Consider the following 24049-nt stretch of genomic DNA (forward strand, 5'->3'; position numbering starts at 1 on the left):
CTAATGCTGCCCGCCGTCGCCGACCAAGAGGCGATGGGCAACATAAGCCAGCAGGCCGCAGCCGGCGATGACGCCCGCCATCGGCAGCGCCGAACCCGCGCCGAGCAGCCCGACCGCCGCGCTCGACAGGGTGGCCACCCCAAATTGCAGCGTGCCGAGCAGCGCCGAAGCGCTACCCGCGCGCGCGCCTTGGTGGGCCAGCGCCAGCGCCATGGCGTTCGGCGCGGTGAAACCCAGGCTGGCGAGATAGCCGAACAGCGGGATCAGCAATCCCGGCAAGCCACCCCAGCCGCCGGTCGCCACCGCCAGCAGCACCAGCCCCAACAGTACGGTAGTGCGATTGGCGCGGCGCAGGATCGCCTCGGCGCTATGGTGCGCCAACAGCCGGCGGTTGATCTGCGAACTCGCGATCAACCCCAGGGCGTTGAACCCGAACAGCCAACCGTAGGCTTGCGCCGGCACGCCGTAGAGTTCGATGAAGACATGCGGCGAGCCGGTAATATAGGCGAATAGCCCGGCGTGCGCGAAGCCGCCGCTCAAGCTGTAGCCCAAAAAGCCGCGATCCTTCAATAATTCACTATAGGTCCGCCAGGTCGCGCCGAGACCGCCGCCGGTGGTCTGCGCCGGGCGAGTTTCCGGCAAATAGCGCCAGACCGCCAGCAAGCAGCTCAGCCCGAACAGCGCCAGTACCATAAAAATGGCGCGCCAGCCGAACAACAGGAGGACTTGGACACCGATCAGCGGCGCGAGGATCGGGGCCAGGCCCATCACCAGCATCAGCAGCGAATACACGCGCGCCGAGGTTTGGGCGTCGAAGCGGTCGCGGACCACGGCGCGCGCGATCACTACGCCAGCGCAGCCCCCCGCCGCTTGGACGAAGCGCAGGATCGTCAGCGCGGCGATATCGGGCGCGAGCGCGCAACCGACCGAGGCGATTACGTAGAGAGCCAGACCGGCATACAGCGGCGGTTTTCGGCCGAAGCGGTCGGCGAGCGGGCCGTGGATTGCCTGACCGAGCGCCAGGCCGACGAAGAAGCTCGCCAAGGTAAATTGCGCGGCGGAAGGCGCGGTCTCGAAGCCGGCGGCGATGGCCGGCAGGCCGGGCAGATACATGTCGATCGACATGGGCGCGAAGGCGGTCAACGCGCCCAGAATCAGCAGCCAGGAGAGAGGCGGATTATTCATAAGGAATGGTACGCTTTCCGAGCCGCCTTAACCCAGCAAAACCAAATTTGATCGCGCGCCGCGCGATGTAACCGTTATTTCGGGCTCCGTTACCGCAGGTCGGACCCGAACTGCGGCGGCGGTGGCAGCAGCCCGCCGGAGGGAAAATGCTCTAGCGCCGCCGGATGGTTTTGAAAGGCGCTGTGCCGGTCGGCTTGGCTGAGGTGGCGGGTGTAGCGCGCCTCGGTAAATAGGCTTAGGTCCGTCAAACCCAGCTCGCGCACCAGCGCCCGGTCGGCGGAGCGGTCAACGGCCTGCGCGCGTTGCGCCCCATCGATCAGCGTCAGACCGAACAGCGCTAGCAACACCGCGAGCGCGGTCAGCGCGACGGTGGAGGCGCGGAAGCAAAGGGAAGGTCTGGCGAGCATGGAACCATTCTATCAAGCGGGGCGTGGATCGTATCCGTTCGACCGTTCAACCCCGATGCAGCCAATAGCTCAGTACCACGTTAGCCAGCAACGACAACAGCGCCACCGCGCGCCAAAAGCCGGTCGGATTGCGTTCCAGTAAAGGCGGACGGCGCTGGTCGCTGAATTCGACATTGGGATGGCTCAGATCGTAGAGCAATTCTGTCTCCACCGTATAGCGGCGGGCGGGATCGGGACGCACCGCTTTTTCCAGCGCGCCGTCCACCCACGACGGTAAATCTGGCCGTGCGTCGCGGGCGGAACGATAAGGTCGGCGGGCGAGCTGTTTGGCGTCGATCTGGCCGCCGACGGCTTCGCGGTAGGGCAGGCGGCCGGTCAGCAGTTCGTAGGCGATCACGCCGAAAGCGAACAGATCGGCGCTGGTGGTGGCCAGTTCGCCGCGCAAAACCTCTGGAGCGGTGTAATTGCGGGTACCGAGCAGATCGGTTTGCGTGACGACCGAGGCGATTTCCGCCGCCCCGCCGATTTTGACCGAGCCGAAGTCGATCAGACGCAGCGTGCCGTGCCGGTCGATGTGGATGTTCTCCGGCTTTAGATCCCGATGCAGCATGTCCAGCCGATGGAAAGCGCGGATGCCGCGCGCGATCTGCTCCAGGATGGCCCGCGCTTCGGTCAAGGACGGATGCGGATGGGCGGCCATCCACTGGCGCAGGGTCTGGCCTTCCAGATACTCCAGGATGTGATAAAGGAAGCGCCGCCGTCGGCTGGGCGGGATCACTTTCAGGACGTGCGGGCTGTCGATGCGGCGGCCGACCCATTCTTCTTGGCGGAACCGTTCCAGATAACCGGGATCGTCCTCGAAATTGACCGACGGCGTTTTCAGCGCGACCTGTTGGCCGGATTCGGTATCGAGCGCCAGGTAAAGCTGGCTGGTGGGGCTGGCGTGCAACTCGCGCAGGATGCGGTAGCCGTCCAGCATCATGCCCGGCTCCAGCGGCGGCGGCATCGGCAATTCGGTCAGTTCTTGAAAGACCGATTCGGCGTCCGGGGACGGCAGCGCGTCGATGCGCAGCAACTGACAGGTCAGATTATCGGGGCTGCCAGCGGCGCGGGCGGCGGCGGTCAGGGCGCGACAGGCGGCGTCGAGATTGTCGCCCGCTGTCGCCAGGATCGGTTTGATGCGGTTTGGCGGTAGGTAGCCGTGAACCCCATCGGTGGTGAATAAATACCCATCGCCGACCTCGACCGGCAGGCTACGGTAGTCGATTTCCAAATGGGCATCGACGCCGAGCGCCCGATTGAGATAAACCCGTTCTTGGCTGACCCAGTGGTGATGATCCTCGGTCAAAGGTTCCAGCGTCGCCTCGCGCCAGCGCCAAATGCGGGTGTCGCCGATGTGAAAAAGGTGCGCGGTGGTGGATTTCAGCACCAAGGCGCTGAAGGTGGTGACCATGCCGCGCGAAGGGTCTAGCAAGCTCGAACCCTGGCCGTACAACCAGCGGTTGAGGGCGCTCAACACCCGTCCGCCGGCATGGCGCACCGTCCAGGAATCGGGCGTGGCGAAGTAATCGTTGAGGAAGTTCTTGACCGCATATTCGGCGGCGAGCCGGGCCGATTCGCTGGAACTCATCCCGTCGGCGATGGCGAAGGCCGCACCCTTCAACTTCAGCGTTTCGCCTTCGGGAATCAGTGCACCGTAAAAATCGTCATTGGTGGTTTTAGCGCCTCGGTCGGAAAATTGGCCAAGATGGATTTGCAGGGCGCGGGTCATGGTGGGGATCATCTAAGCCGCATTCCGCCAGTAGTCAGCCAACTGCGTTCTGTGGCTTGCGCCAGTCATTAGGAACGATAGACTTAATCACGGAACATAAAGTTTTATATAAGGCGACACATAACTAAACTACTACTGAAATTTGTATTCCACGAATCAATTCACCGGTGCAGTATGAGGTCACCTTGATATCTTTTTTAGGTTGCTGTCATTAACTTTCGCCTACGCCATCCAGTACTAAAATTCAACTCGTTAAGCAAATTAAAATTATTTATGCAACGAACATTAAGGTTGCGGCATACATCTGGGACTCGCCGATTCGCTCGTTGTCTACTCGGTTTCGATACCTCTGTTGAAACGATTGTGCGTTCCAAGGTGTTAACGTATGCATATGCGATAAGGAAAGGATCTCTACCGATTTTCTCTATCTCATCATCGGTTAAATCTGCCGCATATCCAGTTCCCGTAACATGTGCAACCAAAGCTGGGTCTACTTCTTCATCCAAAAGCAGTGCCGCGCGGATTTCTGGAGTGGCGGCCCATTCCGAAAGTTCATCCCGAGTACCATCAGCCTTTCTCGCTTCTTCGAATTCTTCATATATCTCGAGTGGAACTTTGATGTTGCCGATCTCCCCTTGATATTGAATCCACTCCCAGAATTCCGGTACCCGTTGGAACTGAAAATAGTCACGCTTGGCGTCAATGAGCGTATTAGCATCAAGGAGGTATAGCACAATACCTATACCAGTTGAGTTTCGTTAAAAAGTTTCTCAATCTTCAAAGCGCGAACACCTAAGACCGTCGCAACACGAGTAGTTGATAGTTCTCCCGACCTAAGGAGACGTTCTGATGTGTCGATTAAGGCAGCCCCAAGTCGATTTCGTTTCAGAACATAGTAAGATGGGCCACCATTGCCACTTCGATCCTTGGCTTTTTGTTTCTCCCTTTGTGCGGACCAACGCTCATAAAAAATTTTGCTCAATTCGTTGAATTGCTGCTGATCAATCGCTTTTCGGCGAAACAGACGAAATGCAACAAGACGCGAACTCACTTTCCAATTAGAAGCAAAGCTATCGATCGCGTTAATCGCACTTTCTCGCCCTTGGAGAGCGACATAGTTGAACCTATTCTCTAACTCGATTTCGGGAAGCAATATCTCAGACGCAACCTCATTACAGAATTTTTCGAGGGTACGCTCGATGCTTCCTCCACTTATACCTGTCTTGCCAAGCCAGAGGTGAGCAACTTCATGAAGCAATGTTACAGACCAAGCCAATTTGGCATCCTGATCATTTATAACAATAAAAGGGGCAATATCATCGGATAAAGCGAAACCTCTAAAAACCTCGGTACTTAAATTTGTGTGATGACTACCAAGATTTCCAAGCAGTAATGTGAACACACCGGCACCTTCTACGCATGCCCGCAAATACTTGAAAGCGTCATCCTGTGTTCTAAAACTTCGATACTTCTTTTGATCGAAACCAAATGATTTTTGAATTTGCTCAACCAAGCTTTGAGTACCTGCCCTGATGTCATACGATCCTACAAAGGCAAGTGCTTCACGGTCCTTTGCCGATATAAGTGCGTCCTTAACTATTTCTTGCCGAGCTTGTACGTTTCGTACCAATGCATCTACTAATGCATTTTGTGACGGATCAACATCGTGAGTTAATGTCCGGAAATCTTCCCCACGATTCCCGTGCCGAGGAGGCTCATTTAAATAAAAAGTTAGAAGTGGGCGTCGATACTGTTTTGCCATCTTGATCAGGAGGGCACGCGAAGGTGGCTGCTCACCTTTCTCATATGCTTGCAGCTTCTGTTCAGCAGACGAGGTTTTGGAATCAGTAAAAGAAAGCTTGTGAGAGGCGGTGGATAGGTCGAAACCTGCGGATTCCCGCGCCCAAACGAGTATCTGTGGATTTACGTGCGGCATAGCTCTTACTGCTAAGTTGCCTTCATATAGCTCAATCTACTCATTCTACAGAAGATAGCTTCGAAGAAGCGCCTAAATCAGAAATTAGCCAAGATGAATTTGCAGGGTGGAAGTCATCGATTCAAGATCGTCAAGCCCTCAGAGCAAGACCTCAAGGCCCTTTCGATCCAGCAGGTTAAGCAGTTTAAGCGAGGGGCCGCTGGGCTGCTTGTCGCCGATTTCCCACTGCCGTACCGTGGACAAACTGGTGTTGAGTACCGCCGCGAACACGGCTTGGCTGAGGTGGTGACGGTGGCGCAGAGCGCGGATGTGTTCGCTGGAGTAGGTCGGCACCGGCGCTAAACACAGCGCGTCATAGGCGCGCATCCGCCGCCGATCGATCAAGCCATTGGCATGTAGATCGGTGGCCGTTTCATGCACGGCGGCCAGAATGGGGCTAGTCGCTTTCGCCTGCTGGGTCATGACAAATTTCCACTAAAATATTCGTTTCGACTTGGCGGTCAAGCTCACCTGAAGAGAGCTTCAATAAATCCGTGGTGAGGGCTTGCAACGCCTCTAATTCCTTGATGGTCACGTTAGCACGAACGTTCTTCTCGAAACCGAATACAGAAAACCAGCGGTCGTTTTTGTTGGTCGCCAACAGGGTGCGGGTTCCGCCGCTTTTGCCTCGACCCGGCAGAGCAACGCGCTTTTTAAGACGCCCCCACCGAGATCAGCGTCGATCAAGCCGCCCGCCATTTCACGCACTGCGTCGCACAGAGCGTTATCATTCAGCTCGGTCTTGCGCATCCAGCGCGTGAAGTAGCGGGTCTTGAATACACGTTTCATCACCTAGTAACTATATCACTTAGTGTATTTTTCGCTATCCTCTGGCGAGTTTGTTCGTCTGATCGGAGCATAGGCTGAGACGAAATGCGCTGTGGTACCTGTTGGAATCATGTCAATCAAGCCACATCAATCAACTGCACCGTGCCATCCGGCAACACTTCGGCGATCTGACCGGCCGGTTCGTCGAGCCATTGGACGATGGCCAGCGCCACCACAGCGGTACAGGCGATCACCAAGAAGAAGATGGCCGGCGTCACGAAAGACAGCACCGTTAAAAACGCCACGCTGCCGACGTTGCCGTAAGCGCCGGTGATACCGGCGATCTGGCCGGTCAGGCGGCGCTTGATCAGCGGCGCGATGCCGTACACCGCCCCGCATCCCGCCTGCACGAAGAACGAGCACAGCACGGTCGCGGTCACCGCTGCCCACAGCGGCCACTCGCCCATGAAGCTCATGGCGAAATACCCAATGGCGGTGCCCATCATCACCAAACTCATGGTGCGCTTGCGGCCGATCCGATCCGAAATCAAACCGCCAGCGGGGCGAGCGATGAGGTTCATGATGGCAAAGCTGGAGCCGACCAAGCCCGCTTGCACCAGAGTCAAGCTATATAAATCCTTGAAATACAGCGGCAGCATCGACACCACTGCGATCTCGGAACCGAACGACACCGCGTAGGCCAAGGACAAAATCGCCACCTGCTTGAACTTATAGCGGTGGATCTCCGGCACGGTCTGACCGGCCAGAACCTCGCGGTTGACGCTCAGGCACTGCCATAGATTCCAAGCCAGCAACGCCGCCAGCGCGATATAGATCAGCAGCGCGGTATCGTCGCCGATCAGCTTAAGGCCAGCGGGTGACAGCTTCCAGGTCAACACCACGAGCGCCGCCGTCATCGGGATTTGCATAAAGATATACAGCGCCAGATCACCGCGGCTGGTGACTTCCATTGCGCCGAGCTTTTTCGGTTTGAAGTAGGTCGAGCCTTTTGGCGTATCGCTGGCTAGCCGGTAGAAAATCACCGCATAAACCAGCGCAATCGCGCCGGTCGTCGCTACCGCCCAACGCCAAGCGTCCGGGCCGCCATACGCCAGCGCGACCAACGGCAACGACAGCGCCGCCGCCGCCGAACCGAAGTTGCCCCAGCCGCCGTAGATGCCTTCCGCAAAACCGACTTGCTTGGCCGGAAACCATTCAGAAATCAAGCGGATGCCGATGACGAAGCTCGCGCCGACGCAGCCGAGCAGCAAGCGGCTCAAAGCTAGCATTTCATAGCTATCGGCGAAGGCGAAGAAGAAACACAGCGCCCCACAGACCGCCAGTAACGCGGAATACATGATCCGAGGGCCGAATTTATCGACCAGCATCCCGACCAGAATCCGCACCGGGATGGTCAGCGCCACGTTCAGAATCAGCAGCGCCTTGACCTGCGCGTCGGTCAGTTGAAACGTTTCGCGGATCGAGGCCAGCAACGGCGCGTGGTTGAACCACATCACGAAGCTGATGAAAAACGCCAGCCAACTGAGATGCAGGATGCGGATGTTGCCGCTAAAGGACAGCAGATTGAGTTTGGGAACGCTCATAACGGACGACTCCTGTCGGGTAAAAGACGAAAGCCGCCCTAGCAACGCTTGGGCCAGAATCGGGAATAGCCTGATGGTCAGCGAGTTAGCGCAATCCGGACGGTTGGCGACGCCAGCGGCCGGTGATGCGCTGCATCAAAGCGGAGCAATTTCTTAAGCAACGTTCAATCCTGGTGCGAAGGCGCTGGAGCGCACTGGCTGAAATCGGCGTTTCAGTCAGAATAAATTATATAAATATTAATTATTTAATCTTAATCATTGGAGTGGCATGGAATGTGCCAAGGCCCTATCAAGTCTATTGGCGGCCGGCGGCGCTTGCGCCGTCGCCGCATTATTCAGAGGTCATATCCGATGCAGAAAGAACAACTGGTGCTGGTCGGCAACGGCATGGCCGGGATGCGCACCCTGGAGGAATTGCTGGCTATCGCTCCGGAGCGTTACCAGATCACCGTTTTCGGCGCGGAACCGCACGGCAATTACAACCGGATTTTGCTATCGCCGGTGCTGGCGGGTGAAAAAACCGTCGATCAGATCATGATCAACGATCTGAATTGGTACGCCGAGCGCGACATCCGCTTGCACGCCGGGCGAGCGGTGACGCGCATCGACCGGGCGCGGCGGCAGGTGATCGCGGTCGATGGCACGGTCGCAAGCTACGACCGACTGCTGCTGGCGACCGGCTCCAATCCGTTCATGCTGCCGATTCCTGGTAACGATTTGCCGGGCGTGATTGGCTTCCGCGACATTAAGGATGTGGACACCATGCTGACGGCGGCCAAAACCGGCCAGCACGCCGTGGTCATCGGCGGCGGTCTGCTCGGTTTGGAAGCCGCCAACGGCTTGATGAAACAGGGAATGCACGTCACGGTGGTGCATGTCCTCGACACCTTGATGGAACGCCAGCTCGATCCGGCGGCGGCGGAATTGCTGCGCGTCAGTCTGGAAGAACGCGGGCTGCGGTTTCTGATGGGCGCGAACACCGCCGCGTTGCTCGGCGACGACCAGGTGCGGGCGGTGCGGTTCAAGGACGGCTTGGAAATTTCCGCCGATCTGGTGGTGATGGCGGTCGGCATCCGCCCGAATATCGAACTGGCTCAGAGCGCCGGGATTTATTGCGAGCGCGGCATCGTGGTCAACGACACTTTGCAAACCTATGACCCGCGCGTGTACGCGGTCGGCGAATGCGTCCAGCATCGCGGCCAGTGCTACGGTTTGGTCGCGCCGCTGTGGGAACAGGCCAAGGTCTGCGCCAACCATCTAGCCCATTACGGCATCGGCCGCTATCAGGGTTCGGTCACCTCCACCAAACTGAAAGTGACCGGCATCGACGTGTTTTCCGCCGGCGAGTTCGGCGGCGGCCCCGGCTGCGACGAAATCGTGCTGCGCGACCGGGCGCGTGGCGTTTACAAGAAACTGGTGGTCAAGGACAACCGGGTCAAGGGCGCGGTGCTGTACGGCGACACCATCGACGGCAGTTGGTATTTTCAACTGCTGCGCGAAAACACCGACATCAGCGCGTTTCGCGAGTCGATCCTGTTCGGCCAGGCGCATTTGGGCGATGCTGGCCACGGCGGCAACAACGTGATGACCATGCCCGACGAGGCCGAAATCTGCGGCTGCAACGGCGTGTGTAAAGGCGCTATCGTCAAGGCGATCACCGCCCAAAAGCTGTTTACCCTGGAGGAAGTGCGCGCCCATACCAAGGCGTCGGCGTCGTGCGGGTCTTGCACCGGCTTGGTGGAGCAGATTCTGGCCGCCACCGTCGGCAATTTCGAGCAGACCTCGAAGGAAAAGGCGCTGTGTAAATGCACCGAGCACAGCCACGACCAAGTGCGGAAAACCATCCGCGAGCACCGTTTGACCTGCTTGCGGGCGGTGTTCGACTTTATGGAATGGAAAACCCCGGACGGCTGTCATTCCTGTCGGCCCGCGATCAATTATTACCTGATTTCGACTTGGCCGGGCGAGGCGGCGGACGATCAACAATCGCGCTTCGTCAACGAGCGGGTGCACGCCAACATCCAGAAGGACGGCACGTATTCGGTGGTGCCGCGCATGTGGGGCGGCTTGACCAACCCCAAGGAATTGCGCGCCATCGCCGATGTGGCCGACAAGTTTGCGATTCCGACCGTGAAGGTGACCGGCGGCCAGCGCATCGATCTGCTCGGCGTCAAGAAAGACGATTTACCCAAGGTCTGGGCCGATCTCAACGCCGCCGGCATGGTGTCGGGCCACGCCTACGGCAAGTCGCTGCGCACGGTGAAAACCTGCGTCGGTTCCGACTGGTGCCGCTTCGGCACCCAGGATTCGACCGGCCTCGGCGTCAAGCTGGAACAGATGAGCTGGGGGTCGTGGACGCCGCACAAATTCAAGATGGCCGTCTCCGGCTGCCCGCGCAATTGCGCCGAGGCCACCATCAAGGATTTCGGGGTGGTGTGCGTCGATTCCGGTTACGAACTCCACGTCGGCGGCAACGGCGGCATCAAGATTCGCGCCACCGATCTATTGTGCAAGGTCGCCACTGAGGCCGAGGTGAAGGAATATTGCGGCGCGTTCATGCAGTTGTATCGCGAGGAGGGCCGCTATTTGGAGCGCACCGCGCCGTGGATCGAACGGGTGGGCTTGGGTTACGTGAAAGCGCGGATCGTCGAGGACGAGGAAGGTCGCCAGGCGCTGTACGCGCGCTTTCTCGATTCGCAGCAATTCGCCCAAATCGACCCGTGGGCGGAGCGGGCCAGCGGTCGGGTGGACGCCCACGAGTTTGAACCTTTGCAGCAGGTCGGCTGATCCTTGGAGAACACGAGCATGGTTGACTGGCACGAAATCGGCGCGCTTGCGGACATTCCCCGGCTCGGCGCGCGGGTGGTGAAAACCCCGCAGGGCGATGTCGCGATCTTCCGCGCCGCCGACGATCAAATCTTCGCCGTGCGCGACCGCTGCCCGCACAAAGGCGGGCCGCTGTCGCAAGGCATCGTTCACGGCCACCGCATCACCTGTCCGCTGCACAATTGGGTGCTGGAGTTGGATAGCGGCGAGGCGGTCGCGCCGGATGTCGGCTGCGCGAGGGCTTATCCGCTGCGGCTGGAAAACGGTCGGATTTGGCTGGGACTCCACAACGAGGTCAACCCGTCCACCGGGCGGGAAGCGGCTTAGGCGGGGTCAGCGCGATGGGCGACATTGATGCGATCCGCACCACCTGCCCGTACTGCGGCGTCGGCTGCGGCGTTAAGGTCGCTATTGAAGCCGGCGGCGCGCGGGTGGCGGGCGATCCACAGCATCCCGCCAATTACGGGCGGCTGTGTTCGAAAGGCGCGGCGCTGGGCGAAACCTTGAGCCTGGACGACCGCTTGCTCCATCCCGAAATCGGTGGGCGGCGGGTCGGTTGGGATGAGGCGTTGGACGCGGTGGCTGCCGTGTTCCGCCGCACGCTGGCGGAACACGGCCCTGATGCGGTGGCGTTTTACGTTTCCGGCCAATTGCTGACCGAGGATTATTACGTCGCTAACAAGCTGATGAAGGGTTGCCTCGGCGGCGCGAACATCGACACCAACTCGCGGCTGTGCATGGCCTCGTCGGTGGCCGGTCACAAGCGGGCGTTCGGCTCGGACACCGTGCCTGGCTGTTACGAGGATTTGGAAGAGGCCGATCTGGTGGTGCTGGTCGGCTCCAATCTGGCATGGTGCCATCCGGTGCTGTACCAACGGATTTTGGCGGCGCGCGCGCGGCGGGCGGGCAAGCCCAAGCTGGTGGTGATCGACCCGCGCCGCACCGCCACCTGCGACGCCGCCGAAAGCCATTTGCCGCTCCAACCGGGTTCCGATACCGCGCTGTTCAACGGCTTGTTGGTGCATCTTTACCAGCAGGATCGGCTGGACGCGGAGTTTTTGGAACAGCATGTCGCCGGTTTCTGGCCCGCCTATCGCGCCGCTAGGGAGGTCGCGCCCAACGTACCCGCCGTGGCCGCGCGCACTGGGCTATCAGAAAGCGCCATCGCCGAGTTTTACGGCTTGTGGGGCCGCACCCGCAAGGTGGTGACGGTCTATTCCCAGGGCGTCAATCAGTCCTCTTACGGCACGGATAAAGTCAACGCCATCATCAACTGCCATCTGGCGACCGGCCGCATCGGTCAGCCGGGCATGGGGCCGTTTTCGGTCACCGGCCAGCCCAACGCCATGGGCGGGCGCGAGGTCGGCGGCTTGGCCAATCAACTGGCGGCGCATTTGGATTTCACACCAGAGAGCATCGAGCGGCTGCGGCGATTCTGGCAAACGCCCGCCATCGCCCAACGGCCTGGTTTGAAAGCGGTCGAGCTGTTTCACGCGGTCGCCGATGGCAAGATTAGAGCCATCTGGATCATGGGCACCAATCCGGTGGTCAGCCTGCCGGACGCCGACGCCGCCCGCGCGGCGTTGCAACGCTGTCCGTTGGTGATCGTCTCCGACGCCGTGGCCAACACCGATACCGTTCGCTTGGCCCATATCAAACTGCCGGCGCTGACCTGGGGCGAAAAAGACGGCACGGTGACCAATTCCGAGCGGCGGATTTCCCGCCAGCGGGCATTTTTACCGCCGCCGGGCGAGGCGAAAGCGGATTGGTGGATCATCACCCAAGTCGCCTGTCGCTTGGGCTTTAGCGATGGGTTTCCCTACGAATCACCCGCCGCCATCTTCCGCGAACACGCCGCGCTATCCGGTTTCGAGAACGCGGGCGACAGCCGCCGCGACTTCAATATTTCCGCCCTGGCGGAATTGCATGATGCCGATTACGATGCCTTGCAACCCCAACAATGGCCGCTGCCGCGCGGTAGGTCAGTGGATGCGGCGCGGCTGTTCGGCGCGGGCGGTTTTTTCACCGCCGACGGCAAGGCGCGCTGCGTTGCGGTCGGCGAACGCGCGCCGGTTCATGCGGTGGACGCGGATTTTCCGCTGGTGTTGAACAGCGGCCGGATTCGGGATCAGTGGCATACCATGACCCGCACCGGCAAAACCGCCCGTCTGACCGGCCATATCCCGGAACCCTATGTCGAGATTCATCCACAAGACGCGCTGGCGTGCGGGGCGAGCGAGAACGCCCTGGCGCGGGTGTACAGCCGCTGGGGTGAATTGATCGTGCGGGTGCGCACCAACCCGGAACAACAGCGCGGCAACGTGTTCGCGCCCATGCACTGGGGGTCGCCGCTGGCCCCGCGTGGTCGGGTCAACGCGGCGATCAATCCGGCGGTCGATCCGATCTCCGGCCAGCCGGAATTGAAACATACGCCGGTACGGGTGCAAGCCTATCGCCCGCGCTGGCATGGATTTTTGTTGACGCGGGAAGCCATCATCCCGCCTGAAGTCGATTATCGAGTCACGGTGCGCGAATCGACTTGCTGGCGCTACGAACTGGCGGGCGAGAATGCGATAGAGAAATGGTCGGATTGGGCGCGCGAGCTTTTGGGCAATGATCCCGCTTGGGAATGGCTGGAATTTGCCGATCCCGGCGCGAGTCGCTATCGGGGCGCGGTATTGGTCGAGGGGCGATTGCGGGCGTGTTTGTTCGTCGCGCCCGGTCACGAACTGCCGCCGCGCGGGTGGCTGGCGGGACTGTTCGCTAAATCTGAACTGGACGCCGCCGAACGCGCCAGCCTGCTGGCCGGACGGCCGGGACAGGGCCAGCGCGATCAGGGCCGCATCGTTTGCGCTTGCTTTGGGGTGGGCTTGAACACGCTGACTACCGCCATACGCGAACAGAGTTTGACGACGCCGGAAGCCATCGGCGCGGCGCTCAAGGCTGGCACCAACTGCGGGTCTTGCTTGCCGGAGTTGCGGCAATTGCTTTCCTGAAGCCATCATTAGGCTGATACCTACCGAGCTACTTTATAGGGTGTGTCATAGTGATAAAAATGATGTTTGGGTTATTAGGGTTGTTCTTAGTGTCCCTCGCTGGCTGTGCGGTTGCCCCGCCCGGCGGCGTAACGCCCGTTTCCGGCTTTGATCTGAACCGCTATCTCGGCAAGTGGTACGAAATTGCGCGCTTGGACCATCCTTTCGAGCGCGGTTTAAGCAATATCAGTGCAACTTATAGCGTGCGCGATGACGGCGGGGTTCGGGTGTTGAATCGGGGCTATAACGACCCAGTGGGTGCATGGAAAGAGGCGGAGGGACGGGCTTATTTCACCGGCGAACCGACGGTCGGCTCGCTGAAAGTGTCCTTCTTTGGCCCCTTCTATGGCGGCTATCACATCATCGCGCTCGATAAGACGGATTATTCCCACGTCATGATTAGCGGCCCTAATCGAGATTATCTGTGGATTCTAGCGCGAACCCGCACGTTGCCCCGCGCCGTGCTAGACGATTTATTGAACCAAGCCAAGGCGTTAGGCTTTGCGACTGAGCAGTTGATTTGGGTTCGCCAAGATCGTGACGACGCCTGAATTCAGAGAAACGGACTAATCGTTAGCGCCCCCTGACTGGAAAACTGACCGAGATGGACGAGCAAGGCGCGGGGGTATGATGGGCGTCGGCTTAATTTAATTTTGCTGATCCTGGGAATAATTTAATCCAGAGCGTGTGTACTCCAGTACAGGCCCACTCGCGGCTTGATCGTCTATCAATAGCAACTGGAGAAAAATCATGGCTCCTATTTTTTATCGCTCGCTGGTTCCCTTCCTATTCATGGTGACAGGCGCGGCCGTGGCTGGCCCTGCTGCTGACCACGCGCACAGCCATTTTCGGGCGATTGCGGGCGGACAGATCGAAAATTTGGTCGGGCAGTATGCCGATAGCGCCACCTTGGAATGGGTTGGGGGGCCGCTGGATGGCCGCTATGCCGGGAAGATGGCGCTAAGCGAGGTGTGGGGTAAGTTCGCCAAGGCGCAAGGTGAATTACAGTTCAAGATATCGGATTTGCGGGAAAGCGCCAATCCCAAGGGTGGTACAGTCACGGCTAATGTGATCTTCAGCGGCAAGAACGACATCAAGGTACGTCATGTGCTGACGTATCGCGACGGCAAGATTGTCAGCGAAGTTTGGCAGATCGATCCAAATTTGGCGGGCTGATAGGATCATGGCCGACTTCGCCGCGCTATTGACTGAGCAGATTCCCCGCTTGCGCCGCTATGCCAGAGCATTGGTAGGAACGCAAGGGGCTGATGATCTGGTGCAGGACAGTCTGGAGCGGGCCTGGAGTCGGCGACAATTATGGACAGGACAGGGCGAATTACGCCCTTGGTTATTCACCATTCTGCATCATCTCTATGTGAACCAGGTGCGTTATCGGGTTCATATACCGCCGCTTGATCCGTTGCCGGAAGAAGAATTGCCAGCGCTCGCGCCGTCCCGGCATGAAGCGGCGCTGGAATTGCGGGATTTGGAGCGTGCCTTAGCGGAGCTAAGCGCCGAGCATCGGGAAGTTTTATTGTTAGTGGGGCTGGAGCAACTGGATTATGCGGAGGTGGCGACCATCATGAACGTGCCGCTGGGTACAGTGATGTCACGGCTGGCCCGTGCGCGGGAAGCGTTGCGCCGGGCGTTGCAAGAACCACCCCGCGCTCGGTTGCGGAGAGTCAAGTAGATGAATCCTGATCCGATCCAGGAAGCCGATTTACAGTCCTACGTCGATGGCCGCCTAGACCCCGCGCGGCAGGCGAGGGTGGAAGCGTATTTGGCCGAGAACCCAACCGAACGGCAACGCTTGCTAGATTATCAACGGATTGATGCCGAACTGCGGCGCGTGTTCGATCCGATGCTGGATGAACCGATCCCGGCCCAGTTGCGGCTGTCCGCGCAGCCTAAAAGCCGCGTGCCGCGCGTTGGGCTGTTGCAAGCGGCGGCGGCGGCGGGATTCATGCTGGTTGGCGGGGCTTTGGGCTGGTTCGCCCACGACCGTATCAATCAGCCGGTACTGGCTCAGGAATCCTTCGTCCAGCAGGCGTTGGGCGCACATGCCGTCTATGTCGCTGAAGTCCGCCATCCGGTCGAAGTCGAGGCAAGCCAGGCCCAGCATTTGGTGGCGTGGCTCTCTAAACGGCTGGGTGCGACGATTCAAGCGCCCGCGTTGGATGAACTGGGGTTTCAATTGCTCGGCGGTCGGTTGTTGCCGGATGACGGCAAGCCCGCCGCGCAGTTTATGTATCAAGACGGCAGCGGTCGGCGGTTGACGCTCTATGTGCGGCGGGGCTTGGAGAACCCGCGCGATACCGCATTCCAATTCGCTGAACAGGATGGCAAAAGCGCGTTTTATTGGATCGACCGCGATCTGGCTTACGCCTTGATCGGCGATTTGGAGCGGCCGGTCTTGGATCGGGCCGCGCATGTGGTTTATCAGCAGTTGAATCCTTGAATCAATCCCATTCAACTTAGAAGGTACGTGTACATAAGACTAAATCCATAGGCAGATTAAAGCAGATTCCTCTGGAGGGATTTTTAGGTCAAACGGAAATAATATAACCATCGTATTCTAGATAAATTGCTGAGTTTCCTTCAAAAATAACCTCGCTCGATTACCTTGTCAATATCTGGGGATGTGTTATCAATTACAATTTGTATTTTATCTATCATTCTTTGAAATACATCGGCGCTGTATTGTGATTTGTCTATAAAATCAGCATATTCTTGCCCGACTCTTCTTGAATCGGAGTCGCGATATTCCTGTCTTACATTTGAAGACATACGTTTACATTTTCTCACTATCAGCACATCATCTAAGTAGTTTATCAAAAGAAAACGGGTAATATTGAGGGCAATGCAGGCGAGGAGCGGCGGGGATGAAGCGAATTCGGCCGTTGAGCGAAGCGGAGTGCGAGACGCTGCGGGCGGCGTGGAAGGACAGGCCGAACGGCCGGGTTCGGCAACGGGCACAGGCGGTGTATTTGGCGCATCGGGGGTATGGGCGCATCGCGCTGTCGGCGCTGTTTGAGGTGGGCGTGGACACGATCAGCGCGTGGCTGGACGGGTGGGAGCGGGCGGGTTTGCGGGGGTTGTATGATGAATCCTGTGCGGGACGGCCGCCGATCTACACGCCGGATGAAGCCGCCCGCCTCGGCGGATGGGTGGATGAAGAACCCAGCCCCCGCGTGAATGTCCTGGGATTCCTCAGTCCCACGAACCAGAGCCAGTTTCACACCCTCACCGGCCGCGCCACCTCCGCCTTGGACGCCTTCGCCGCCCAAACCGCCCAAACCGCCCAAACCGCCCAAGCCGGCAAGCTGCGCCTCGTCGTCCTCGACAACGCCCCCCTCCACACCAGCCGCGCCGTTCAGGCGCGTGTTATGGACTGGTTCCGACAGGGCGTCGCTTTGCATTGGCTGCCACCTTACAGTCCCGAACTCAACCTTATCGAAATCCGCTGGCACAAAATCAAATATGAATGGTTCCCGCTCAGGGCCTATCTCAGCTTCGATCACCTGCAATCCGAACTCCAAAACATCCTCGATCAGGTCGGATCAAAATACAAGATAACTTTTGGATAGGTACTTACTTGCAACACATGGACGGCAAAGGGCTTAAGCAGCGCAGGGCATGATCTATCACCGAGAGTCCTAACTTAAGATAGATATCATGATTATGAATGCGAAAAGGGCATGACCACCAGAAGGGAGAATGCCATGACCGAGGTTGTCTGCAAACGTTGCCAGGGAACGGATCACGTAAAAAACGGTGTTGTTCGCGGGTTGCAGCGCTATCGCTGCAAGGCGTGCGGATGCAATTTCACGGCAACGAAAGCGCGGGGGATGCCTGCGGCAGCGAAGGCGCTGGCGACCCTTCTTTATGCGATGGGCAACATGAGTTTCTGCGGCATCGCCCGTCTTTTGGGCGTCAGCGACGTTGCCGTTTTGAAGTGGATAAGGAAAGAGGCAGAAGCTTTGCCAGCACCGGAAATGCCCGCCAACGTTGAGGTTGTGATGCTCGACGAGATGCATCACTTTCTTAAAAAAAGACAGAAAAACTATGGCTTTGGCGAGCGTATGACCCTATCGAGCGGCGAGCTCTTCCCTGGGTTTTGGGTCGGCGTGATGATGCAACCTGCCGAGAGCACCTCGGAAAAATCGGAATCGAAGGCCATACGTTCGTGACCGACGACTGGGAGGGGTTCCACCGCAACATTCCCGAAGGCCAACTCTTCACTGGCAAGGATTTGACCTTTCCCATCGAGCAAGACAACAGCAACCTCCGGCATTATCTGGCGCGGTTCCGACGCCGCACCAAGGTCGTTTCAAAATCGAAGAAGATGGTCGATCTGTCCCTGCGCCTTCACCATCATGTGCGCGACTCCAAAAACTACGCCGCCCTCGCCGCCGTCTTCTTATCTATCTTAAGTTAGGACTCTCCTATCACCAATGTTCAAACTAACGGCGGATAGCGTGATGGATTACCTCGCCAATTATCGCAAGCCATGTTCGCCAGCGGCTGCACCCATTCAATCGCCTCATGGCGATTAATCTGACGCTAACTGATCTTGCCTCGTTTTTAAGTCGGTCGCCATCGAAACTTTCCGACGTAAGATGCCCTCGAACCAGCATCGAACATCACTCTGGGAGATCTGCGGCAGATGACGTCAATCAACCTGAAACGCCGCCAGTTACTGGCTAGCTCGCTACTAGGGCTGTTACCCGGTGCGTGGGCGGCGTCCGATCCGCCAGCTACCCCTGCTGGTCCGGTGGTGGAAGTCTGGAAAAGCCCGGCCTGTGGTTGCTGTAAGGACTGGGTGACGCACCTGGAGCAGAACGGGTTTACAGTGCGCGTCGGCGAAGGCACTAGCGCCGCTGCCCGGCGCCGCTTTGGCATCGCGGATCAGTATGGTTCCTGTCATACCGCTGCTGTCGAAGGTTATGCCATTGAAGGCCATGTGCCCGCGCGGGAAATCCGGCGCTTGTTGGCCGAGCGCCCAAACGCCATTGGCTTGGCGGTGCCGAAAATGCCGATTGGTTCGCCTGGTATGGATGGCCCTGAATATGGCGGTGACCATGAACCTTACGATGTGCTGCTCTTGACTAAAGAGGGCGGTTCTCGCGTGTTTCAGTATTATCGTTGATCGAAGACAGTAGGTCACGAAAGGGCAAGGTCCCGACTGGCTGACCCTGCTGGAGTCGATTTCAACGGTTGGCGGTGAATAACCGATAGACCTAATTTTGCGGCGTGAGCCGCTTGACAATAAAATATGACCGGTCGTATATTAATTCCATGGCTAGACCTCGACTCAGTGCTAAAACTCGCGAACAGTTGTTGGAACAAGGCGTCGCCTCGTTTCTGAACAACGGCTTTCACGGCACCGGCCTCAAGGACGTGCTGGACAGCGTCAAGGTGCCGAAAGGGTCTTTCTATAACTATTTCGAAAGCAAGGAAGCCTTCGCCGCCGCCGCCATCCGCCATTACGCGGATTGCTTCGCGGACAAGATGCGCCGGGCGGTCGATGCCGCGCCGGACCCGTACACAGGATTGCGCCGCTTTTTCGAAGGATTGATGGCGGATTTTGAGGCGGCGGGCTACGTCGGCGGCTGTTTGATCGCCAACCTGGGCGGCGAGCTGGAAGGAAACGAGACCTGCCGCGAGACCTTGGCCGAGGCGTTCCGCGACTGGCGCGACGGCGTGGCCGAGATTTTGCGCCAGGGCCAACAACTCGGCCAAGTGCGCGCCGATCTGGACGCGACCGATCTGGCCGATTTGTTGACCGAATCCTGGGAAGGCGCGGTGATTCGGATGAAGCTCGAACGTTCGTTGGACCCGCTGCGCCGGGTGATCGCCCGGCTGTTGGACGACTATTTTCAACCTTAAAGCGCGTATTTTTTTAACCAAATTTTAAGACGACCGGTCGTTTTAAAACTCCACCCACCCTAACGGTTATTGAAGGAGAGCAACACATGTCAGCTAAAACTCGTACCGTCATCATCACTGGTTCCTCCAGCGGCATCGGACTGGCCATCGCGCGGGACTTTCTGCAAGAAGGCGCGAATGTGGTCCTCAACGGCCGCGATCCTGGGAAGCTTGACGCGGTGGCGTCCGAACTCGGAGCGCCGGATCGCGTCGCCGCCGTGGCCGGCGACATCGGCGAACGCGAAACCGGGGAGGCGTTGGCGCGCGCGGCGGTCGAGCGGTTCGGCCGGATCGACGTGCTGGTCAACAACGCCGGCACCTTCGCCTCCAAGCCGTTTTTAGAGGTGACCGAGCCGGAGTTGGACGGCTTTCTCACCGGCAATTTGCGCGGTACGTATCTCACCACGCAAGCGGCGGTTCGGCGGATGAAGCAGCAAGGAACCGGCGGGGCGATCGTCAATATCGGCACGGTGTTGATCGATCACGCGATCGGCGGTTTTCCGGCTTCCGCGGCGCTGGCCAGCAAAGGCGGCGTCCACGCGCTCACCCACAGCTTGGCGGCCGAACTCGCGCCCGACGGCATCCGGGTCAACATGGTCGCGCCCGGCGTGGTGCGCACGCCGCTGCACGCCGGCGCGAACGTCGATGCGTTCGGCGGCATCGCGTTGCTCGACCGTGTCGGCGAAGTCGGCGAGATCGCCGACGCGGTGCGCTATCTGGCGGGCGCGACTTTCGTGACCGGGCATATCCTGCCGGTCGATGGCGGCTTTATCACCGGCCGCGCTTGAAAGGCGGGAGGCGAGATCGTGAATGCTCGTTCCATCAAGCTCTCTCTCGCCGTCCGCGAGCCGCGACCTCCATCGAATCGTATAGCGTCAATCCAAGGAGACCTCCATGCCGTATGTCAATATCAAAATCACCCGCGAAGGCGGGACCACGGCGGCGCAAAAAGCGGCGCTGATCGAAGGGACGACCGAACTGCTGGCGCGGGTGCTGGGTAAATCGCCGGCGACCACGGTCGTGGTGATCGATGAGGTCGACATGGAAAACTGGGGGATCGGCGGGTTGCCGGTCGAGGAATACCGCAAGCGCCTCGCCGCTCAAGCAAAGTGAGGCTCAGGCGTCGAAGCGTTCGAGATTCGGGCGCCGATGCCTTGGCCGTTGCTTGAAACGTCGGTCGAGCAAGCGGAGCAACGGATTGAGCCGCCTGCTCCACTGATCCGGTTAAAACCCGTCCGGCGGAGATAGGAACTCAGGCGGCGCTTATTCGACGGCGATGTCAACGGTGTCGAATTGCACTAACCCCGTCGCCTTGGAGACGGACGCGCGCACGATGACGCCGACCAGCGGATCGTGCGCCACGGTCCAAACCGCGTCGGTCTCGCCGGTCACCTTGAAATCCTCGGCGGAAACCGCCGGCATGGGCGCGTAGGCATGATCGACCGGATTTTGAAAGTACAGGGCTGCGAACAGGGCTTTATAACGATCCGCGACGCGCGCTTTAAGCTGTGCTGCGGTCATCTCGGCCATTTTGGTCTCCGCGTGAGATTGGGTCGGTAAGGTGGCAAGAAAAACGAGCGCCGTGCCCAGGAGTATCGGGAGGATCGCCTCGGCGAAAAAAGGCTGTCGGTTTTGAGAGCCGCCTCGCAGTCTTCGGATCATGGTTTAACAGTCCTTAAGATGCGTGCTTTTCAGGATTTGGGTGATTTGTTTATTGTTAAAAGTGGGAAAACTGTTGGCGGGAATTTTGTGCGTGCCGTTGATCATGATGTTGCTGGTGACGGTTTCGTGGACCGGCGAGAAGGTGGAGCTCAGCAGCACATGCCCCAATTCGTGGGCCAACGTATACATGGTGCCGGTGGCTGAAACGACAACCGCCGGTTTCGAGGGATCGTGCCCGGCGCAGCCGGCCAGCGTGTTGGTGCCATCGGTGTTAATTCCGCCGACGATGAAAATCGAAATGCCGGAGCCGACCCGTCCTTTTACCAGATCGAACAGATTGTCCTGTTCGGTGTTATTTTGATCCCATTTGCACTGACCGTCGATCACCGCCAGTTTGATGGCCTGTTCCTCGGTGAGCGCCAGACACATCTGCTGGCGAATATCGAAATAGATACCGTTTGAGCCATATAGCTTTTCCGCGTAGGTAATCGCCTTGGCGTAGTCAAATTGAGGAGAGGCTAAGGTGAAGATATTCACCGGTAGTAACTTATTGCAAGCATTGCCGTGTTTATCTTTTTTCATGAGTTTCGCGCCTGAAGGATCCGGTTGAACTAGCCAGCGTTTCCAATATAAAAGCACATCTGGTGCCAGATGAGGTTAGTGATCTGATTATTAAAAATTTTGTGCTCAATATTCGGTATTTTTGAGGGTCTTGGTTTGGGTTTTATCCAGATCGGCTGATGGACCGACCACTTTGAGCCGGATCAAGGTAGCCGAATTGGCCTGCTGGATTTGCAAAGCGGATCGACAAGCTTGATGGCCGAGCTCGTGGCGTTGATCCGGCAAGCCGCGGCCGCCGGCCAAAGGTTAGAATTAATGCTTACCAACAACTTTGAAAAGGATCGTGCCCCGCCATGTCCCGCGTTCAAACCGGCCTTGAAACTCTGATCCACGACCGTCCCGAGACGGTTCGCGGCGCTCGCATCGGGGTGGTCTGCCATCCCGCCAGCGTCGACGCCGAATTGCGCCACGCGCTCGATTTGTTGCAAGCGGCGGGCGCGCGCATCGAAGCCATTTTCGGTCCCGAACACGGCGCGCGCGGCGAGGCGCAAGACATGGAAGGCGTCGAGGATATGGCGCTTGATCCTCGCTTGCGGGTTCCCGTTCACAGCCTTTACGGGGCGACTTTCGACAGTCTCACCCCGCGCCGGGAGCAACTGGCCGGGCTGGATGCGCTGGTGATCGATTTACAGGATGTCGGCGCGCGTTATTACACTTTTGTCTGGACCATGGCGCTGTGCATGGACGCGGCCGGCAAGGCGGGCGTGCGGGTGGTGGTCTGCGACCGTCCCAACCCCATCGACGGCTTGACCGTCGAAGGGAATTTGATCAAACCGGGTTTTGAATCGTTTGTCGGCTTGCACCCGGCGCCGAACCGCCACGGCTTGACGCCCGGCGAAATCGCCCGCTACGTCCAGCGTTATCGCGGCATCGAATGCGATCTGACGATCATGCCGCTGCGAGGCTGGCGGCGCGACATGTTCTTTGAGGAGACCGGTTTGCCGTGGGTCTATCCCTCACCCAACATGCCGACCGTCGATACCGCGCTGGTGTATCCCGGCATGTGTTGGGTGGAGGCGACCGAACTGTCGGAAGGGCGTGGAACGTGCCGGCCTTTCGAGGTCGCCGGCGCGCCGGGCGTCGATCCCGAACGTCTGGCGGTCGAACTGGCGCGGCGCGATTTTCCCGGCTGTCGCTTCCGCCCACTGTATTTCCGGCCCAAGTTTCAAAAACACGCCGGCGGCACCTGCGGCGGGGTGCAAATTCACATCACCGACCGCCGGCGCTTCGATTCATGCGCGGTCGGCGCGGCGTTTCTGCAAAGCGTCAAGCGCGTCGCGCCGGAGGTCTTCGCGTGGCGCGAAAAGCCTTATGAATTCGTCACGGACATCCCGGCCATCGACCTGTTGGCGGGAGATGACAAGCTGAGGCTGGCTTTGAAAGCCGGTGCTGATCTTAACGATCTTGCGGCTGAATGGGCGCGGGAGCGGGCGGCGTTTGAGGACGTGCGCCAGACTGTATCGCTCTACTAGCTTTCGGCCGCCAATTCCGGCTTGGTGTGATAGCCGCGCGGCGTATAAACCCATTTCCCCACCCGCCGGGTTTCGCTGTTGCCGACCATGACCAGCGACAGCATGTTCAAAGGCTCCGGATCCAACTCGCCGAGCGTGGTAACGGTCAGTTGCTCGCCTTTGCGGGTGATGTTGAAGGCGATGATGACCGGTGTTTCCGGCTGGCGGTAGCGCAGCAGGATTTTCCGAGCCTCCGACAGTTGCCACGAGCGTTTGTTGGAAACCGCATTGTAAAACGCCACCGCGAAGTCGCCTTGACCGGCCAAGTCGATCCGCTTGGCGATCAACTCCCACGGCGTCAGCAAGTCGGATAGCGAAATCACGCAAAAGTCGTGGGCCAGCGGCGCGCCGGCTCGCGCGGCGACCGCCTGCATCGCCGAAATACCCGGAATCACCTCGATGTCAACCGTCGCCCATTCCGGTTTGGGCTTGCGCGCCAGCAGCTCGAAAACCACCGTCGCCATGCCGTAGATGCCGGCATCGCCGCTGGAAATCAACGCGGTGGTCTTACCGCTGGCGGCCAGATCGAGCGCCAGCGCCGCACGGGCCAATTCCTCGCCCATCGGTGTCTTGTGGCGGGTCTTGCCTTCAGTCAGGGGACCGAGCAGGTTCAGATACAGGCCGTGGCCGGCCAGCTCGGTGCAGGATTCCAGCGCCGCATGGGCGGCGGGGCTCAAGTGTTCCAATCCGCCGGGACCGGCGCCGATGATGTAAAGTTGATTCATTAAGGGTTGATTTATTAAGGCTTGGTAAAAA

At 59.0% G+C, this 24049-nt stretch carries 26 protein-coding genes and 1 pseudogene; 15 read left to right on the plus strand and 12 right to left on the minus strand.

Annotated features, from left to right (window positions below):
• The 8 genes and pseudogenes from IPK09_02665 to IPK09_02700 form a co-directional block, all read right to left on the minus strand.
• Nucleotides 1-1185: a Bcr/CflA family multidrug efflux MFS transporter gene (locus IPK09_02665; GenBank protein MBK7982517.1), complete on the minus strand. Its 1185-nt coding sequence runs from the start codon at nt 1183-1185 to the stop codon at nt 1-3.
• An 89-nt stretch (nt 1186-1274) separates the two neighbouring features.
• Nucleotides 1275-1592, minus strand: a complete 318-nt coding sequence (locus IPK09_02670; protein ID MBK7982518.1) for a hypothetical protein — start codon at nt 1590-1592, stop codon at nt 1275-1277.
• A 46-nt stretch (nt 1593-1638) separates the two neighbouring features.
• Nucleotides 1639-3363, minus strand: coding sequence for a bifunctional protein-serine/threonine kinase/phosphatase (locus IPK09_02675; GenBank protein ID MBK7982519.1), 1725 nt, complete (start codon nt 3361-3363; stop codon nt 1639-1641).
• Nucleotides 3364-3560: 197 nt separating this feature from the next.
• Nucleotides 3561-4097, minus strand: coding sequence for a DUF4411 family protein (locus tag IPK09_02680; protein MBK7982520.1), 537 nt, complete (start codon nt 4095-4097; stop codon nt 3561-3563).
• A 5-nt stretch (nt 4098-4102) separates the two neighbouring features.
• Nucleotides 4103-5299, minus strand: coding sequence for an ImmA/IrrE family metallo-endopeptidase (locus IPK09_02685; protein MBK7982521.1), 1197 nt, complete (start codon nt 5297-5299; stop codon nt 4103-4105).
• 138 nt (nt 5300-5437) lie between these two features.
• The gene (locus IPK09_02690) at nt 5438-5761 is read right to left on the minus strand and encodes a DNA-binding transcriptional regulator (GenBank protein ID MBK7982522.1); all 324 of its coding nucleotides are present in this window, start codon (nt 5759-5761) and stop codon (nt 5438-5440) included.
• Nucleotides 5736-6127: pseudogene (locus IPK09_02695) on the minus strand (type II toxin-antitoxin system RelE/ParE family toxin). Before IPK09_02695 ends, IPK09_02690 begins: the two are co-directional and overlap by 26 nt.
• A gap of 116 nt (nt 6128-6243) precedes the next feature.
• Nucleotides 6244-7710: a NarK family nitrate/nitrite MFS transporter gene (locus IPK09_02700; protein ID MBK7982523.1), complete on the minus strand. Its 1467-nt coding sequence runs from the start codon at nt 7708-7710 to the stop codon at nt 6244-6246.
• A gap of 351 nt (nt 7711-8061) precedes the next feature.
• On the opposite strand from IPK09_02700, the gene IPK09_02705 reads away from it, so the two are divergent.
• From IPK09_02705 to IPK09_02735, 7 genes are all read left to right on the plus strand, one after another.
• Nucleotides 8062-10497, plus strand: coding sequence for an NAD(P)/FAD-dependent oxidoreductase (locus tag IPK09_02705; protein MBK7982524.1), 2436 nt, complete (start codon nt 8062-8064; stop codon nt 10495-10497).
• An 18-nt stretch (nt 10498-10515) separates the two neighbouring features.
• A complete protein-coding gene (nirD, locus tag IPK09_02710) occupies nt 10516-10863 on the plus strand; it encodes a nitrite reductase small subunit NirD (GenBank protein MBK7982525.1) in 348 nt (115 codons plus the stop codon).
• A gap of 14 nt (nt 10864-10877) precedes the next feature.
• The gene (locus IPK09_02715) at nt 10878-13532 is read left to right on the plus strand and encodes a molybdopterin-dependent oxidoreductase (GenBank protein MBK7982526.1); all 2655 of its coding nucleotides are present in this window, start codon (nt 10878-10880) and stop codon (nt 13530-13532) included.
• A 62-nt stretch (nt 13533-13594) separates the two neighbouring features.
• Complete coding sequence (locus tag IPK09_02720; GenBank protein MBK7982527.1) at nt 13595-14122, plus strand: lipocalin family protein; 528 nt, start codon at nt 13595-13597, stop codon at nt 14120-14122.
• Nucleotides 14123-14321: 199 nt separating this feature from the next.
• On the plus strand, nt 14322-14747 hold the full coding sequence (locus tag IPK09_02725) for a nuclear transport factor 2 family protein (GenBank protein ID MBK7982528.1): 426 nt from the start codon (nt 14322-14324) through the stop codon (nt 14745-14747).
• A gap of 7 nt (nt 14748-14754) precedes the next feature.
• Complete coding sequence (locus IPK09_02730) at nt 14755-15261, plus strand: RNA polymerase sigma factor (protein ID MBK7982529.1); 507 nt, start codon at nt 14755-14757, stop codon at nt 15259-15261.
• Nucleotides 15262-16029, plus strand: a complete 768-nt coding sequence (locus IPK09_02735) for an anti-sigma factor (GenBank protein MBK7982530.1) — start codon at nt 15262-15264, stop codon at nt 16027-16029. It abuts the gene before it with no gap.
• Nucleotides 16030-16169: 140 nt separating this feature from the next.
• Here the strand turns inward: IPK09_02735 and IPK09_02740 are convergent, their stop codons facing one another.
• A complete protein-coding gene (locus IPK09_02740; GenBank protein ID MBK7982531.1) occupies nt 16170-16358 on the minus strand; it encodes a Bpu10I family restriction endonuclease in 189 nt (62 codons plus the stop codon).
• A 95-nt stretch (nt 16359-16453) separates the two neighbouring features.
• Here IPK09_02740 and IPK09_02745 point away from each other — a divergent pair, with 95 nt between their 5' ends.
• The 7 genes from IPK09_02745 (at nt 16454) to IPK09_02775 (ending at nt 20612) form a co-directional block, all read left to right on the plus strand.
• A complete protein-coding gene (locus tag IPK09_02745; GenBank protein MBK7982532.1) occupies nt 16454-17158 on the plus strand; it encodes a transposase in 705 nt (234 codons plus the stop codon).
• Nucleotides 17159-17293: 135 nt separating this feature from the next.
• Entirely contained in the window at nt 17294-17761 is a 468-nt protein-coding gene (locus IPK09_02750) for an IS1 family transposase (protein ID MBK7982533.1), read from the plus strand.
• Complete coding sequence (locus tag IPK09_02755; protein MBK7982534.1) at nt 17662-18009, plus strand: IS1 family transposase; 348 nt, start codon at nt 17662-17664, stop codon at nt 18007-18009. Before IPK09_02750 ends, IPK09_02755 begins: the two co-directional genes overlap by 100 nt.
• Nucleotides 18010-18237: 228 nt before the next feature.
• Nucleotides 18238-18720, plus strand: a complete 483-nt coding sequence (locus IPK09_02760; protein ID MBK7982535.1) for a DUF411 domain-containing protein — start codon at nt 18238-18240, stop codon at nt 18718-18720.
• A 149-nt stretch (nt 18721-18869) separates the two neighbouring features.
• Complete coding sequence (locus tag IPK09_02765; GenBank protein MBK7982536.1) at nt 18870-19460, plus strand: TetR family transcriptional regulator C-terminal domain-containing protein; 591 nt, start codon at nt 18870-18872, stop codon at nt 19458-19460.
• Nucleotides 19461-19546: 86 nt separating this feature from the next.
• Complete coding sequence (locus IPK09_02770) at nt 19547-20287, plus strand: SDR family oxidoreductase (GenBank protein MBK7982537.1); 741 nt, start codon at nt 19547-19549, stop codon at nt 20285-20287.
• 106 nt (nt 20288-20393) lie between these two features.
• Nucleotides 20394-20612 (plus strand): 4-oxalocrotonate tautomerase family protein, encoded by a 219-nt coding sequence (locus IPK09_02775; GenBank protein ID MBK7982538.1) that lies wholly within the window; start codon nt 20394-20396, stop codon nt 20610-20612.
• A 150-nt stretch (nt 20613-20762) separates the two neighbouring features.
• Here IPK09_02775 and IPK09_02780 read toward each other — a convergent pair whose 3' ends face one another.
• Nucleotides 20763-21161, minus strand: a complete 399-nt coding sequence (locus IPK09_02780) for a hypothetical protein (GenBank protein ID MBK7982539.1) — start codon at nt 21159-21161, stop codon at nt 20763-20765.
• Between the two features lie 3 nt (nt 21162-21164).
• Nucleotides 21165-21743 carry a hypothetical protein gene (locus IPK09_02785; protein ID MBK7982540.1) on the minus strand — a complete coding sequence of 193 codons (579 nt, stop codon included), beginning with the start codon at nt 21741-21743 and terminating at the stop codon, nt 21165-21167.
• 332 nt (nt 21744-22075) lie between these two features.
• On the opposite strand from IPK09_02785, the gene IPK09_02790 reads away from it, so the two are divergent.
• Nucleotides 22076-23254, plus strand: a complete 1179-nt coding sequence (locus IPK09_02790; protein ID MBK7982541.1) for a DUF1343 domain-containing protein — start codon at nt 22076-22078, stop codon at nt 23252-23254.
• Here IPK09_02790 and cobJ read toward each other — a convergent pair.
• Nucleotides 23251-24018, minus strand: coding sequence for a precorrin-3B C(17)-methyltransferase (gene cobJ, locus IPK09_02795; GenBank protein ID MBK7982542.1), 768 nt, complete (start codon nt 24016-24018; stop codon nt 23251-23253). The two genes, IPK09_02790 and cobJ, sit on opposite strands and share 4 nt — an antisense overlap.
• Nucleotides 24019-24049: the final 31 nt, after the last annotated feature.

The organism is Candidatus Competibacteraceae bacterium (genome assembly GCA_016713505.1).
In the GTDB taxonomy this organism is placed as follows: Bacteria; Pseudomonadota; Gammaproteobacteria; order Competibacterales; family Competibacteraceae; genus Competibacter_A.

Coding starts and splice junctions, on each gene's coding strand:
- IPK09_02665 (MBK7982517.1), bottom strand. CDS start 1,185: ATGAATAATCCGCCTCTCTCCTGGCTGCTGATTCTGGGCGCGTTGACC.
- IPK09_02670 (MBK7982518.1), bottom strand. CDS start 1,592: ATGCTCGCCAGACCTTCCCTTTGCTTCCGCGCCTCCACCGTCGCGCTG.
- IPK09_02675 (MBK7982519.1), bottom strand. CDS start 3,363: ATGACCCGCGCCCTGCAAATCCATCTTGGCCAATTTTCCGACCGAGGC.
- IPK09_02685 (MBK7982521.1), bottom strand. CDS start 5,299: ATGCCGCACGTAAATCCACAGATACTCGTTTGGGCGCGGGAATCCGCA.
- IPK09_02690 (MBK7982522.1), bottom strand. CDS start 5,761: ATGACCCAGCAGGCGAAAGCGACTAGCCCCATTCTGGCCGCCGTGCAT.
- IPK09_02700 (MBK7982523.1), bottom strand. CDS start 7,710: ATGAGCGTTCCCAAACTCAATCTGCTGTCCTTTAGCGGCAACATCCGC.
- IPK09_02705 (MBK7982524.1), top strand. CDS start 8,062: ATGCAGAAAGAACAACTGGTGCTGGTCGGCAACGGCATGGCCGGGATG.
- nirD (MBK7982525.1), top strand. CDS start 10,516: ATGGTTGACTGGCACGAAATCGGCGCGCTTGCGGACATTCCCCGGCTC.
- IPK09_02715 (MBK7982526.1), top strand. CDS start 10,878: ATGGGCGACATTGATGCGATCCGCACCACCTGCCCGTACTGCGGCGTC.
- IPK09_02720 (MBK7982527.1), top strand. CDS start 13,595: ATGTTTGGGTTATTAGGGTTGTTCTTAGTGTCCCTCGCTGGCTGTGCG.
- IPK09_02725 (MBK7982528.1), top strand. CDS start 14,322: ATGGCTCCTATTTTTTATCGCTCGCTGGTTCCCTTCCTATTCATGGTG.
- IPK09_02730 (MBK7982529.1), top strand. CDS start 14,755: ATGGCCGACTTCGCCGCGCTATTGACTGAGCAGATTCCCCGCTTGCGC.
- IPK09_02735 (MBK7982530.1), top strand. CDS start 15,262: ATGAATCCTGATCCGATCCAGGAAGCCGATTTACAGTCCTACGTCGAT.
- IPK09_02740 (MBK7982531.1), bottom strand. CDS start 16,358: ATGTCTTCAAATGTAAGACAGGAATATCGCGACTCCGATTCAAGAAGA.
- IPK09_02745 (MBK7982532.1), top strand. CDS start 16,454: ATGAAGCGAATTCGGCCGTTGAGCGAAGCGGAGTGCGAGACGCTGCGG.
- IPK09_02750 (MBK7982533.1), top strand. CDS start 17,294: ATGACCGAGGTTGTCTGCAAACGTTGCCAGGGAACGGATCACGTAAAA.
- IPK09_02760 (MBK7982535.1), top strand. CDS start 18,238: ATGACGTCAATCAACCTGAAACGCCGCCAGTTACTGGCTAGCTCGCTA.
- IPK09_02765 (MBK7982536.1), top strand. CDS start 18,870: ATGGCTAGACCTCGACTCAGTGCTAAAACTCGCGAACAGTTGTTGGAA.
- IPK09_02770 (MBK7982537.1), top strand. CDS start 19,547: ATGTCAGCTAAAACTCGTACCGTCATCATCACTGGTTCCTCCAGCGGC.
- IPK09_02775 (MBK7982538.1), top strand. CDS start 20,394: ATGCCGTATGTCAATATCAAAATCACCCGCGAAGGCGGGACCACGGCG.
- IPK09_02780 (MBK7982539.1), bottom strand. CDS start 21,161: ATGATCCGAAGACTGCGAGGCGGCTCTCAAAACCGACAGCCTTTTTTC.
- IPK09_02785 (MBK7982540.1), bottom strand. CDS start 21,743: ATGAAAAAAGATAAACACGGCAATGCTTGCAATAAGTTACTACCGGTG.
- IPK09_02790 (MBK7982541.1), top strand. CDS start 22,076: ATGTCCCGCGTTCAAACCGGCCTTGAAACTCTGATCCACGACCGTCCC.
- cobJ (MBK7982542.1), bottom strand. CDS start 24,018: ATGAATCAACTTTACATCATCGGCGCCGGTCCCGGCGGATTGGAACAC.